This window comes from Brevibacillus sp. AG162 (assembly GCF_006715575.1).
Lineage (GTDB): Bacteria > Bacillota > Bacilli > Brevibacillales > Brevibacillaceae > Brevibacillus > Brevibacillus brevis.
In genome coordinates this window covers 648,254-660,986 of record NZ_VFNO01000003.1, presented here as the reverse complement: position 1 = coordinate 660,986, position 12,733 = coordinate 648,254, and the positions used below count along the sequence as shown (strand labels likewise).

The window sequence follows — 12,733 nt, the reverse complement described above, 5'->3', positions numbered from 1 at the left end:
GAGGGTTCATCATGCCACTCGTCATTACACTGCTGTCCATCATCTTCCTGCTCGTTCTCATTACTCGCTTCAAATTGAACCCATTTATCGCACTGTTATTGGCCGCTGGATTTGTGGGAATCGCATCCGGCATGCCGCTTGTCAAAGTTGTGGATTCAATCAAGGATGGGATGGGTGGCACTCTCGGCTTTATCGCGATCGTGCTTGCCTTGGGAACTATGCTTGGCAAAATGATGGCAGAATCTGGCGGTGCCGAACGCATTGCCCGTACTCTCATCAACCGCTTCGGTGAGAAAAACGTACACTGGGCTATGATGTTTGTAGCGTTTATCGTAGGGATTCCGGTATTTTTCCAGGTTGGTTTTGTTCTCTTGATTCCACTCGTGTTTACGATTGCCAGACAAACAGGTGTCTCCCTTGTCAAAATTGGAATTCCGCTCGTAGCCGGTCTTTCCATCGTTCACGGGATCGTTCCGCCACACCCTGCTGCTATGGCTGCTGTCGATCTGTTCCAAGCGGACGTGGGTAAAACAATTTTGCTTTCGATCATTGTCGCGCTGCCTTCCGCGATCATTGCCGGACCGATCTACGGCAGTTGGATTAGCAAACGTGTCAAGACCAGCATCTCCCCAGAGCTGGCTTCCCAGTTGGCGGAGCCTAAATCCGAGCGTGATTTGCCTGGCTTTGGAATCACTGTCTTCACCGTCCTGCTCCCTGTGCTGTTGATGTTGTCTGCAACGGTTGCGGATGTGACTCTGCCAAAAGAACATACGATTCGCCAATGGGCTGATTTTATCGGAAGCCCAATTACGTCCCTATTGATTGCCGTGATTGTTTCCTTCTGGACGCTCGGGTTCAACCGTGGTTTTACCAAAGACGATATTCTCAAATTCACAAATGATTGCTTGGCCCCAACCGCGACAATCTTGCTCGTCATCGGCGCAGGTGGCGCATTTAACAAAGTACTGCTGAACAGTGGTGTGGGTGACTATATTGCCGAGCTTGCTACTGCATCTGCGATCTCCCCTATTTTCCTGGGCTGGCTGATCGCGGCCTTGATCCGTGTGGCGACTGGCTCTGCGACCGTCTCCATGATGACGGCAGCCGGTATCGTAGGTCCGATCGCGATGCAAATCCCTGGAACCAGCCCAGAGCTTTTGGTACTGGCAACAGGTTCAGGCTCCCTGATCCTGTCTCACGTAAATGATTCCGGATTCTGGCTGATCAAGGAATACTTCAATATGTCTGTGCAAGATACACTGAAAACATGGACAATGATGGAAACCATTCTTTCTGTTGTGGCCATCATCTTGATCATGGGACTGTCCTATATCGTGTAACACGAAATGAAAAACAGGTCTTTCCATCCACATCATTGGAGGGAAGACCTGTTTGTTTGACTGGCTGGGTAACTCGCTACTTCATTCGCTTGGCAATCGGATGATCTTCATTCAGCTCTAGCAAATCCCACAGGTTGCCATATAAATCCTGAAAGACCGCCACCATTCCATACGGCTGTTCTTTTGGCTCTCTCACAAAGTGGATTCCTCTTGCGACCATCTCATGATAATCTCGCCAAAAGTCGTCTGTGTTTAAAAAGAGAAAAACTCTCCCGCCAGCCTGATTCCCGATAAATCGCTCTTGCTCAGGTTTGGATGCTTTTGCAAGCAAGATCGTAGTTCCGACCGAACCAGGTGGAGATACGACAACCCATCGCTTATCCTGTTCTGGCTGATACGTATCTTCCACTAAGGTAAAGTTGAGCTTCTTGGTGTAAAACTCAATAGCTTCATCATAATCTTTGACGACTAAAGCGATATGAACGATGGATTGAATCATGATCTCAATACCTCCAGACTTCAAGGTTATTTTTGGAATGAAATGAATGGTTTGGGGCAACCTATGCCTTGGGGCTGCACGTTTGATATAGCAGAGCTTCCCAACACTAATCGAGGGAGTGACAGTCTTGGCTACTGACAACGAACGCAATGACAACAATGCTGTTGACAACGTAGAAGCAAACCTGACAGGCAATGGAGCTGCTGAAGCTGTAGGAACAGTTGGCGGTGCGGCAGTAGGTGCTGCTGTTGGTTCTATTTTAGGACCGCTCGGCACCATTGCAGGCGCTGTTGCCGGGGGTGCACTTGGCAACGAAATGGGAGAAAATGTGGCGGCAGATGGCAATGACACGTGGGATGTTGCGAATGATGTTGTGAATAATGTTGTGAATAATGATGCCGATAGAGACCGAACAGAATAAAACAAGCTTCTTCTAGGTTTGAAAAAACAGGGTGCAGGGGCAAACCTGCACCTCTTTCCATTAGCTGATGTAGAAAATGATGATTCCACCTTTATAAACGGTCTTTTTTCGAGTCACTCATCATCATAGCAAAGTTTCTTCCACTTCCCAATCCTATCAGTTGACAAGTGATTGTTACCAGAAGAAAAAGCCGACGACTCACAAAATAAGTCATCGGCCATCTTCCTTATTTCCCCACAGAAACAAAGGATTGGTCGGGTGCTTTCTTTTTCGGTGCTTTTGCATCGCCTTTCTTTTGGCTCATTTCAAAAGCTGCCAAAATCGCCTCTTGGCGCTTCATGCCGGATTTCTCCAACTCCTCCATCGTGGAGACGATTTGCTTGTAGTCTTTTGGAATGACTTTGACAAACTGTTTGACGGTACGTTCCCACTCATCGAGCAAAGCTTGTGCATGACGGCTGCCTGTGTGGCTGACGTGGTTTTCCAGCAAGCGTTTGACTCGAGCGATCTCCCGTTGATCTTCCAGTGTCTCCAGGAGTACCATCTCCTGATTGCACATCGCAGCAAACCTCTCTTTATCCTCAGCCAGAACGTAGGCAGTACCGCCTGACATGCCTGCTGCAAAGTTTTTGCCGACGGGGCCGAGAACGACGACGCGTCCTCCTGTCATATACTCGCAGCCATGGTCGCCTACTCCTTCAACAACTGCAGTCACGCCGCTGTTGCGAACGCAGAATCGCTCACCAGCCATCCCGTTGATATACACCTCACCAGACGTCGCTCCGTAGAACGCAACGTTTCCGATAATCATGTTGTGCTCGGGAGCGAATTTGCTTTTTTTCGATGGTGCGACCGTAATTTTGCCGCCCGACAATCCTTTTCCTACGTAGTCGTTCGCATCTCCCTCGAGATGAAGCGTGATCCCTCGTGGAACAAATGCCCCGAAGCTTTGTCCTGCCGAGCCAGTAAAATGCAGACGGATTGTATCCTCCGGCAGACCGTGCTCGCCAAAGCGTTTGGTTACCTCGCTGCCCAAGATCGTACCCACCACGCGATTTGTATTGGTGATGGCGAGCTTTGCCTCTACCTGTTGCTGTTTATTCAATGCTGGCTTGCACAGCTTGAGCAGTTCTTGACGATCCAGCGTTTCTTCCAGCTTGTGATCCTGGTTGCGTTGATGATAGCGGCCCACTTCCTCGGATACATCCGGTTGGAACAAGAGCGCAGACAAATCAACGTGCTTGGCTTTCCAGTGTTCTTTTGCCTTGTCGCTCATCTTCAGCACATGGCTCTGACCGACCATTGACTCGATGGAGTGATAGCCGAGCTCTGCCATGATCTCACGAACTTCGCGGGCAACGAGACGCATGAAATTCACGGCGTGCTGCGGATCGCCTTTAAACCGTTTGCGCAGCTCGGGATTTTGTGTCGCCACACCCACTGGGCATGTATCGAGGTGGCATACGCGAGCCATGACACACCCTATGGAAACAAGTGGTGCCGTAGCGAAGCCGAATTCCTCCGCACCGAGTAAAGCTGCAATGACAACATCGCGTCCCGTCATCAGTTTGCCATCCGTTTCCAGAACCACACGGTCGCGCAGCTGGTTCAGCAAGAGCGTCTGATGTGTCTCAGCAAGACCGAGCTCCCATGGCAGTCCTGCGTGTTTGATGCTTGATTTTGGGGAAGCGCCTGTGCCGCCATCGTGACCACTGACGACAATGACATCTGCAAGACCTTTCGCCACACCAGCCGCAATCGTTCCGACTCCAGCCTTGGATACGAGCTTCACGCTGATTCGTGCACGCGGATTCGCATTTTTCAAGTCAAAAATCAGCTGTGCCAAATCCTCGATTGAATAAATATCGTGATGAGGCGGCGGTGAAATGAGTCCTACACCTGGAGTTGATCCGCGTACTTCGGCAATCCACGGGTAGACTTTGCTTCCTGGCAATTGACCTCCCTCGCCCGGCTTTGCTCCCTGTGCCATCTTGATCTGGATCTCAGAGGCATTGACCAAGTAATGACTGGATACGCCAAAGCGTCCTGATGCGACCTGCTTGATGGCACTGCGTCGCAAATCTCCGTTTTCATCCATAATGTAACGTGCCGAATCTTCGCCACCCTCCCCGCTGTTGCTTTTCGCACCCAAACGGTTCATCGCGATCGCCAAAGTCTCATGTGCTTCCTTGCTAAGTGAGCCGTATGACATCGCCCCCGTTTTAAAACGATGAACGATGGAGTCAACAGATTCTACCTCGTTCAACGGAATCGGTTGTCGATTGGACTTGAAATCGAGCAAATGCCGCAGGGCTACGAATTGCTGGGCAGTCGCTTGCTCCACATAGATTTTGTACTGCTCATAGCTGCCTTCCCGACAAGCTTTTTGCAGGGCATGAACCGTCTTCGGATTGAACAGGTGGAATTCACCGTCACGGCGGAACTGAAAATCACTGCCTGCCTCCAATGCTTCCTCGGAATGCTCTGGCAAAAATGCTTTCGCATGGCGAATCAAAGTCTCTTGCGCAATCACATCCAGTCCGATCCCCGAAATCTGCGAAGGAGTACGGCTAAAATAGCGATCGATGACGGCAGAATGGATGCCCACCGCTTCAAAAATTTGTGCGCCACGGTAGCTCTGAATAGTCGAAATACCCATTTTGGACATGACTTTTACGACACCTTCTACGGCTGTTTGCAGGTACACTTCGACTGCTTCGTCGCTTGTGATATCCTTCAGCTTAGCCGATACAACCAGATTGTGTACCGTTGAGATGGCTACGTATGGGTTGATCGCGTCGGCCCCGTAACCAATCAGCATGGCAAACTGGTGTACATCGCGCGGTTCACCGGATTCTATAATGATGCTCGCTTTCGTACGTGTCCCTGTGCGGACGAGATGATGGTGAAGTCCACTTCCAGCCAGCAAGGCAGGGATCGCAGCCAAATCTTGATTCATCCCGCGATCTGATAAAATCAGCAAGGTGTAGCCAGCAGCAATCGCTTCATCCGCCGAAGCAAACAATTGATCAAGTGCCAGCTCTAGCCCCTGTTCGCCCCCTTGCGCCGGGAAGAGTATCGACAATGTTTTCGCCTTGAACTCTTGGTATGGGTTCGCGCGAAGCTTCGCCAGCTCTTGATTGGAGATCAAAGGATTGGTCAGACGAATTCTGCGGCAATTGCTCGCATCCGGAACCAGCAGGTTTCCTTCCGCGCCAAGCACAGTATGGGTCGATGTTACGCAAGCCTCCCGCAGCGCATCAATCGGTGGATTCGTGACTTGGGCGAATGACTGTTTGAAATAGTGGTACAAAAGCTGTGCGCGATCAGACAATACCGCGAGTGGTGTGTCTACGCCCATCGAACCAATGGGATCTTTTTGTTCAGCCACCATCGGGGCAAGTACCTTGTCGACTTCCTCCTGTGTATAGCCAAATGCTTTTTGGTGCGCAAGCAGGCTATCTCCTTGCAGCTCCTCTGTGCGACCTGCTGCCGGCAAATCCTCGATAGCATGCAGGTTTTCTTTCACCCACTCCCGATATGGCTGTTCGCTTGCGATTTTTTGCTTGATTTCCTCGTCAGATACGATTCTGCCTTCCTCGAGGTCGACAAGCAGCATCCTTCCAGGGCTAAGCCGTCCTTTCTGGACAATCGTTTCATCTGGTACTTCGAGAACACCAACCTCTGATGAGAAAATAATCGTATCATCTGATGTCACATAGTATCTCGCTGGTCGCAATCCGTTTCGGTCGAGAATCGCGCCGATGTGTCTGCCATCCGTAAAAGAAATAGCTGTTGGACCATCCCACGGCTCCATGAGGCAGCTGTGATACTCGTAAAAAGCTTTCTTATTCTCGTCGATTCGCTCATCCTGATCCCACGGTTCAGGAATCATCATCATCGCGACATGCGGCAAGGAACGGCCTGCCAGCGAGAAAAACTCCACGCAGTTATCCAAAATCGCCGAATCACTGCCCGCCATATCAATGACTGGTACTACTTTTGCCAAATCAGCACCAAACGCCTCGGACTGGAACATTTTTTCACGAGCCATCATCCAGTTGATGTTTCCTTGCAAGGTGTTGATTTCCCCGTTGTGAATCAAATAACGATTCGGGTGTGCCCTCTCCCATGTCGGGAATGTGTTCGTGCTGAAACGCGAGTGAACGACTGAGAAGGCAGAAGTGTAAGAATTATCTTGCAAATCAAGGTAAAAAGCATCCAGTTGTCCTGGTGTGAGCAAACCTTTATAGACAATCGTACGCGAAGACATGGAGGCGGCGTAAAAATCAGTACCTGCTGCCCGTTCCATCTGCTTGCGAATGACATACAGCTTCCGCTCAAATGCCAGTTGGTCCTGTATATTCGAGCTGGCTCCGATGAATACTTGGCGGACATAAGGCTGACTCGCTACAGCCGTTTTGCCGATTTTCGTCGCATCGACAGGAACGGTTCTCCAGCCGAGCAGCTTTTGTCCCTCTGCTGCAACAATCGCCTCCAGCTGATCTTCATACTTTTGCCGTTTCGCCTCATCCATCGGAAGAAACAGCATACCTACGCCATATTTGCCTTGCGCCGGCAGCGTGATATTCAGCTCTTTACAGGTCTTTTTGAAAAACGCGTGTGGAATTTGCGTTAAGATCCCTGCACCGTCTCCCGTTTCCGGATCACTGCCTTGGCCGCCGCGGTGTTCCAGTTGGCACAGAATTTTCAGACCCTTTCGGACCATATCATGCGTCGATTTCGATTTCAAATTGGCAATAAAACCAATTCCGCAAGCGTCATGTTCGAAAATCGGATCGTACAGACCTTGCTTAGCAGGCATTCCTTGTGTCGTCATGTATCTCCACTCTCCTTGCTCTCTCTGGTATGTACATTTTAGATTGAGTGAAACGATACAAACAATATATAATTTATGCAAAATCTATCTCAAATCGAGATAAATGGGTAAGGTGGGGGTATTCATGGAGCTACGACAGATTCAATACTTCATCGAGGTTGCCAAACGAGAGCACTTCACCGAGGCCTCACATCATTTGCACGTCGCCCAATCTGCCCTCAGTCGGCAAATCGCCAATCTGGAGGAGGAGCTCGGTGTGTCGTTGTTCCTCCGCGAGGGTCGCAATATCAAGCTGACGGCAGTTGGAAAAATCTTTTTGCAGCACGTCGAAATGGCGATGAACGAAATCGAGAAGGCAAAAGAAAAGATCGAAGAGTTTCTTGACCCGTCACGCGGTACGATTCGTGTTGGCTTTACAAGCAGCCTCGCCGCCAATCCCCTGCCGACGGTCATCTCCGGTTTTCGAGCCCGGTATCCCGACATCGGCTTTCAATTGAAGCAAGGTTCTTATCAGGGGCTGATCGACTCGGTCATCAACGGAGAAATTGACTTGGCTTTTCTTGGACCTGTTCCCACTCAGGAAAAAAATGTGCGCAGCTATATCTTCTTCGCTGAAAATATCGTAGCACTGCTGCCCGCGAAGCACCCGCTGTCCAAACAGCCTAGCTTGCGTCTCAGTCAGTTGCAGGAAGATACTTTTGTGTTGTTTCCACCCGGTTTCATCCTCCGCAATATCGCCGTCAATGCTTGCTCGCAAATGGGCTTTTCTCCTCAAGTTGCTTTTGAAGGGGAAGACATCGATGCCATTAAAGGATTGGTGGCGGCAGGCTTGGGCGTCACATTATTGCCAGAGCTTACGTTAACGGATAACGTTCCCCGTGAGACAGTGAAAATCCCGATAAGCGAGCCATTGGTGACGCGAACAGTGGGCATTATCATCCCCAACAACCGTGAGCTTCCCCCTTCTGAAAAGCTCTTTTATCATTTTCTGAAAGAGTTTTTTGATGTGCTGAGTAAGTACAGTTAAACTACTGACAGACAGTTGTCAGTAGTCAGTCCTTATAATCGGAAGTACCAAGCATTTGAAGGAGGAACTTCGATGATGAGTCACAACCAAACCTTGCGGGGCTTTGCTACGATTAGTTATTGGGCGGATGATATGCAGGCGGCAAAAAAATGGTACACGGAACTACTGGGCATTGCGCCGTACTTCGAACGCTCTGGACCGGATGGACAGCTCGCCTACGCCGAGTTTCGCATTGGAGACTACAAGCACGAACTAGGCCTCATTGATCGCCGTTTCGCACCCACTGCTGCGGTACCTGGTCCGGGTGGCGCTGTGATGTACTGGCACGTCGACGATATCGAATCCGTACTGGATAAGCTGTTATCTATGGGAGCAAGAGAGTACGAACCCCTGATCCAGCGTGGTGACGGATTCATAACGGCTTCTGTCCTTGATCCGTTTGGGAATGTCCTCGGCATCATGTACAATGCACACTACCTGGAGATTCTCGGTTCGTTCCAAACAGAGTAAGCGAAAGAAAAAGTCCTGATGAACAGATGCATCAGGACTTTTGTGTATCTTCATTCAGTCGCAGCCAATAGCTTTTCACAAGTGTCTCCCCGTTTGAAAAGTCTTTGTCTATGGCTCGCGTAAATCCCAGGCGCTCATATAATTTGATTGCGGATGCCATCATGTCTGTTGTATGGAGATGAAGCGTCGTTGCTCCTAGTCTCCGCGTGCGATGGATACTTTCCGCAATCAGCTGTGCCGCAATACCATGGCCCCTCGCTTTCGGTGAAACTGCCAAGAATCGTATAATCGGCGAATGTATCCCGAGTTCTGGTTTGGCATAAGCGTCTTCCGAGGAACCAAAAAGCTGAACGCTCCCTACTATTTCGCTGTCCAATTCTGCCACGATGAAAGCGAGAGTCCTACTGTTTGCCACGGATTGCCTGATTTCTTCTTTATATCGCTCCCATTTCACAGCGGATAAATGCTGCTCATATTGCCGGTAGGCTTCGAGGAGATGCTCCTCAATCTGATCGCAGTCCTCGACTCTTGCGTTACGAATGCATAGATCGCCTATGTGGATTCCTTTCATGTTTCACGCGCACTCCCATTCGATGAGTTATAAGGCGGGCACGACGGCAACTCCGTATTTGTCTTCGATGAACTTTTTGACCTCGGATGAAGTCAAAGCAGCGTCCAGCTTTTTGATTTCTTCCCGATTCTCGTCTCCTTTTCGCACCGCAATTACGTTCGCATAGGGTGAATTCGCACCTTCACGAAACAAGGCACTTTTCGGATCAAGATTTGCTTCGAGAACGATGTTCGTATTGATGACGGCTCCCGCGAGATCGGGCAGCACGCGGGGTAACGTAGCTGCTTCTACTTCTACGAATTCCAGTTTTTTCGGATTATCTGTGATGTCTTTCGGAGTTGCGGCGTAATTGGTTAGACCGTCTTTTAGCTTGATCCAGCCTTGTTCTTGTAACAGAATCAACGCCCGGTATTCGTTGGACGGATTGTTTGGGATGCCGATTTTCGCGCCTTCCTTGATTTCGTCCTTCGATCCTAATTTGTCCGAATAAAATCCGATTGGCTCTACGTGAACTTTGGTCGTGGCGACAAAATCATAGCCTTGTTCGTTTTTGACCGAATCCAAATACGGCACGTGCTGGAAAAAATTCGCGTCGATTTGCTTCTCTTTTAAGGCAGGATTCAGTTGACCCTCGTCGTCTAGCACGACCACTTCCAAGTTCACCCCTTGCTCTTTGAGCTTCGGCTTGATGAACTCCAATATTTCAGCATGCGGAACAGGGGCAGCACCGACTCTCAAGGTGACTTCTGTCTTCGGTTCAGTCGCTTGTCCCGTGCTGTTACTAGAGAAAGCTGATGTTGAGCACCCTGCAACTGCCATGCTAACTACGGTAAATAATCCAACGATCATTCCGAGACTCTTTTTCCCCATACATTCCACTCCCCTCGTTACATACGGCTTGGATTCTTGCTTTACTCAAACTTGTATCGTTTCTTATGGATCGCTTTGACGATGGAATCCCCCGACCATTGAATGACTTGGACGAGCAAAATGATAATAATGACGGTTGCGATGAGGACGTCTTCCCGAAAACGCTGGTATCCAAAACGAATGGCCAAGCTGCCTAATCCCCCAGCACCGATTGCCCCAGCTACTGCGGTAAATTCCGTGATGCCGATAATCCCAATCGTGACGCCCCGCACTAAGGCTGGCATCGCTTCCGGAATAAGCACGCGGAAAATGATTGTGATGGGCGAAGCTCCAACGGATTTGGCTGCTTCCATCTTCCCTGCACTTACTTCCTTGAGCGAGTTTTCAATGATTCTCGCCAAAAATGGTGCTGCACCAATGGATAAAGAGACAATAGCAGCTGTGGGCCCGAGCGAGGTACCCACAATGAGTCTCGACAACGGCAATAGCAATACGATCAGAATAATGAAAGGAAGAGACCGAACGCCATTTATCATTGTCCCGATCCATTTACTCAGTTTTGGTGATTCAAGAAGGCCACCCTTTTCCGTCACGACGAGGGTAATCCCCAAAAACATGCCGATCAAAAGGGCGAACAAGGATGACCAAAACACCATGTAGAGCGTCTCAAGTAGTCCTTCCCATAGCAATTCAAACAAATCTGCGTTCATATGCCCGCTCCGACTCCTTCCATCACATGGCGCTTGTCACGGTAATAGTCGATAATATGGACAAATCGCTTAGCGGTATCACTTTCTGGATGAAGGAAAAACTTCTCCACACTCCCCGTCTCGACGATTCTGCCGTTTTCGATGACCGCCATGTTGTTGCATACGTGCTGAAGCACATCCAGCTCGTGAGTAATGAGCACAATTGTCAGCTTTAACTGGCGATTGATCTCCTTCAACAGCTCCAGAATCGAATACGTCGTCTGCGGGTCGAGCGCGGATGTCGCTTCGTCACTCAGCAGCAAATCAGGCGAATTGACCAGCGCCCTGGCAATCCCGACACGCTGCTTTTGACCGCCGCTGAGCTGGGACGGATATGTGTTTTCCTTGTCTCCGAGCTGTACGAGTTCTAATATTTCTCTTACACGCTGGTGAATATATGGCTTCGGATGGCCAGCTACCTCCAAGGGAAAGGCAACGTTTTGATAGACTGTTTTTGCATCCAGCAGATGAAACTGCTGAAATATCATGCCGATTTTTTGCCTTGCCTGACGCAGTTCTTTCTCGGATAGTTCTGTAATAACCCTGCCTCGGATCTCGATGGTCCCGGAATCGGGCTCCTCCAGCCGATTGAGACAACGAATCAGGGTTGATTTACCTGCTCCCGAAAACCCGATGATCCCGAAAATATCTCCTTTTTCGATTTGTAAATGGACGTCCTGCAAAACAGGGATGATTCCATTTGCCGTTTTGTAAGATTTATGGAGGTTCTCGATGTTTACCATTCGATCACCTGTCCTTTAATGCGCTAGCAGCCAGCTCGGCAAAATAATGAGCGCCAGGCAAAAGTGCCCGTTCATCCAGCGTAAATCCCGGATGATGCCATTCCTCGGTACCCGATGTTCCGAAAAAAATGAAGGAGCCGGGTATTTTCAATTGATAGTAAGCAAAATCTTCTCCCGCCGCAGACGGTTCGGGCGTTACGACTTGCAAGCCAACCTTCTTGGCTACATCGATGGACAGCTGCGTTAGCTTCTCGTCATTGTGAACAGGTGGTGGTCCTGCAAACCAGCGCAGATGAACGTTGGCACCATAGGCTGACGCTACGCCCTCGATAATCGCACGCAAGCGCTCGGGAATACGCGCACGTACCTCCTCTTGAAAGGTGCGGATTGTACCGCCAAGAACGACTTTGTCGGGAATCACATTCCAGGTCGTTCCGCCGTGAATGGTCGTCACGCTTACAACAGCGTTATCCAACGGACTTACATTTCTACTGACAATCGATTGCAAAGCCGTGACGATTTGCGAAGCTGCTACGATTGGATCTACCCCGGCATGCGGGATGGCTGCATGTGTACCGATCCCTTCCACATCGATCTCAAAGCCATCTACGCTTGCCATCAGCGGTCCCGGTTTAATCCCGATTGCCCCGACTTCCAGATCAGGTTTGTTGTGCAAGCCAAAGATCGCGTGAACCCCTTCCAAAACGCCCCTCTCCACCAACTGCCTTGCACCTGTTCCTTTCTCTTCTGCGGGTTGGAAAAGAAACCGCACTGTTCCTACCAGTGTCTTTTCCTGTTGCTTCAATAGATAAGCAGCTCCGAGGATGACCGCCGTGTGGAAGTCATGACCGCAAGCATGCATTTTCCCTGGGATTTTCGATGCGTACGGCAAGCCTGTTTCCTCTTGAATCGGCAATGCATCAATATCTGCGCGCAGTGCAATGATCGGTCCACTATTGTTCACGCCTATTTCTGCCACTACGCCTGTTTGCAGTGGGAAATCGACGATGCGAATATCCGCTTCCTCCAGCCATTTACGAATAGCGCGAGTGGTTTCGAACTCTTCGTAGGCAACCTCGGGATATTGATGCAGTTGTCTGCGAATTGCAATCAGCCTGGCCTCCAGTTCGGTTGATCGTAATGCCTCTATACCTGTTCCCACT

General features: G+C 49.8%; 11 protein-coding genes. 4 read left to right on the top strand and 7 right to left on the bottom strand.

Translation table 11 applies throughout. The features are described 5' to 3' along the window. Nucleotides 1-11: 11 nt before the first annotated feature. Nucleotides 12-1,340, top strand: coding sequence for a GntP family permease (locus FB479_RS13100; protein ID WP_106655168.1), 1,329 nt, complete (start codon nucleotides 12-14; stop codon nucleotides 1,338-1,340). A gap of 76 nt (nucleotides 1,341-1,416) precedes the next feature. Here FB479_RS13100 and FB479_RS13095 read toward each other — a convergent pair whose 3' ends face one another. Continuing rightward, the gene (locus FB479_RS13095; RefSeq protein ID WP_142065534.1) at nucleotides 1,417-1,839 is read right to left on the bottom strand and encodes a VOC family protein; all 423 of its coding nucleotides are present in this window, start codon (nucleotides 1,837-1,839) and stop codon (nucleotides 1,417-1,419) included. A gap of 118 nt (nucleotides 1,840-1,957) precedes the next feature. Between FB479_RS13095 and FB479_RS13090 the strand changes: the two genes are divergently transcribed. Then, nucleotides 1,958-2,260, top strand: a complete 303-nt coding sequence (locus FB479_RS13090; protein ID WP_370511683.1) for a glycine zipper domain-containing protein — start codon at nucleotides 1,958-1,960, stop codon at nucleotides 2,258-2,260. A 226-nt stretch (nucleotides 2,261-2,486) separates the two neighbouring features. Here the strand turns inward: FB479_RS13090 and gltB are convergent, their stop codons facing one another. Continuing rightward, nucleotides 2,487-7,100, bottom strand: coding sequence for a glutamate synthase large subunit (gene gltB, locus FB479_RS13085; RefSeq protein WP_142065531.1), 4,614 nt, complete (start codon nucleotides 7,098-7,100; stop codon nucleotides 2,487-2,489). A 124-nt stretch (nucleotides 7,101-7,224) separates the two neighbouring features. Here gltB and gltC point away from each other — a divergent pair, with 124 nt between their 5' ends. Beyond that, nucleotides 7,225-8,127 (top strand): glutamate biosynthesis transcriptional regulator GltC, encoded by a 903-nt coding sequence (gene gltC / locus FB479_RS13080; protein ID WP_106655164.1) that lies wholly within the window; start codon nucleotides 7,225-7,227, stop codon nucleotides 8,125-8,127. Between the two features lie 75 nt (nucleotides 8,128-8,202). After that, the gene (locus tag FB479_RS13075) at nucleotides 8,203-8,637 is read left to right on the top strand and encodes a VOC family protein (RefSeq protein ID WP_142065693.1); all 435 of its coding nucleotides are present in this window, start codon (nucleotides 8,203-8,205) and stop codon (nucleotides 8,635-8,637) included. 31 nt (nucleotides 8,638-8,668) lie between these two features. Here the strand turns inward: FB479_RS13075 and FB479_RS13070 are convergent, their stop codons facing one another. From FB479_RS13070 to FB479_RS13050, 5 genes are read right to left on the bottom strand one after another with little or no spacing between them, the layout of a single operon-like run. Continuing rightward, complete coding sequence (locus FB479_RS13070) at nucleotides 8,669-9,208, bottom strand: GNAT family N-acetyltransferase (RefSeq protein WP_106655163.1); 540 nt, start codon at nucleotides 9,206-9,208, stop codon at nucleotides 8,669-8,671. Nucleotides 9,209-9,235: 27 nt separating this feature from the next. Continuing rightward, nucleotides 9,236-10,078 (bottom strand): MetQ/NlpA family ABC transporter substrate-binding protein, encoded by an 843-nt coding sequence (locus tag FB479_RS13065; RefSeq protein ID WP_142065529.1) that lies wholly within the window; start codon nucleotides 10,076-10,078, stop codon nucleotides 9,236-9,238. Nucleotides 10,079-10,119: 41 nt separating this feature from the next. Then, nucleotides 10,120-10,788, bottom strand: coding sequence for a methionine ABC transporter permease (locus FB479_RS13060; RefSeq protein WP_142065527.1), 669 nt, complete (start codon nucleotides 10,786-10,788; stop codon nucleotides 10,120-10,122). Further along, entirely contained in the window at nucleotides 10,785-11,570 is a 786-nt protein-coding gene (locus FB479_RS13055) for a methionine ABC transporter ATP-binding protein (protein WP_142065525.1), read from the bottom strand. Before FB479_RS13055 ends, FB479_RS13060 begins: the two co-directional genes overlap by 4 nt. 4 nt (nucleotides 11,571-11,574) lie before the next feature. Next, nucleotides 11,575-12,732 (bottom strand): M20 peptidase aminoacylase family protein, encoded by a 1,158-nt coding sequence (locus FB479_RS13050; protein WP_142065523.1) that lies wholly within the window; start codon nucleotides 12,730-12,732, stop codon nucleotides 11,575-11,577. Nucleotide 12,733: the final 1 nt, after the last annotated feature.

Coding starts and splice junctions, on each gene's coding strand:
- FB479_RS13070 (WP_106655163.1), bottom strand. CDS start 9,208: ATGAAAGGAATCCACATAGGCGATCTATGCATTCGTAACGCAAGAGTC.
- gltB (WP_142065531.1), bottom strand. CDS start 7,100: ATGACGACACAAGGAATGCCTGCTAAGCAAGGTCTGTACGATCCGATT.
- FB479_RS13095 (WP_142065534.1), bottom strand. CDS start 1,839: ATGATTCAATCCATCGTTCATATCGCTTTAGTCGTCAAAGATTATGAT.
- gltC (WP_106655164.1), top strand. CDS start 7,225: ATGGAGCTACGACAGATTCAATACTTCATCGAGGTTGCCAAACGAGAG.
- FB479_RS13075 (WP_142065693.1), top strand. CDS start 8,203: ATGAGTCACAACCAAACCTTGCGGGGCTTTGCTACGATTAGTTATTGG.
- FB479_RS13055 (WP_142065525.1), bottom strand. CDS start 11,570: ATGGTAAACATCGAGAACCTCCATAAATCTTACAAAACGGCAAATGGA.
- FB479_RS13100 (WP_106655168.1), top strand. CDS start 12: ATGCCACTCGTCATTACACTGCTGTCCATCATCTTCCTGCTCGTTCTC.
- FB479_RS13060 (WP_142065527.1), bottom strand. CDS start 10,788: ATGAACGCAGATTTGTTTGAATTGCTATGGGAAGGACTACTTGAGACG.
- FB479_RS13065 (WP_142065529.1), bottom strand. CDS start 10,078: ATGGGGAAAAAGAGTCTCGGAATGATCGTTGGATTATTTACCGTAGTT.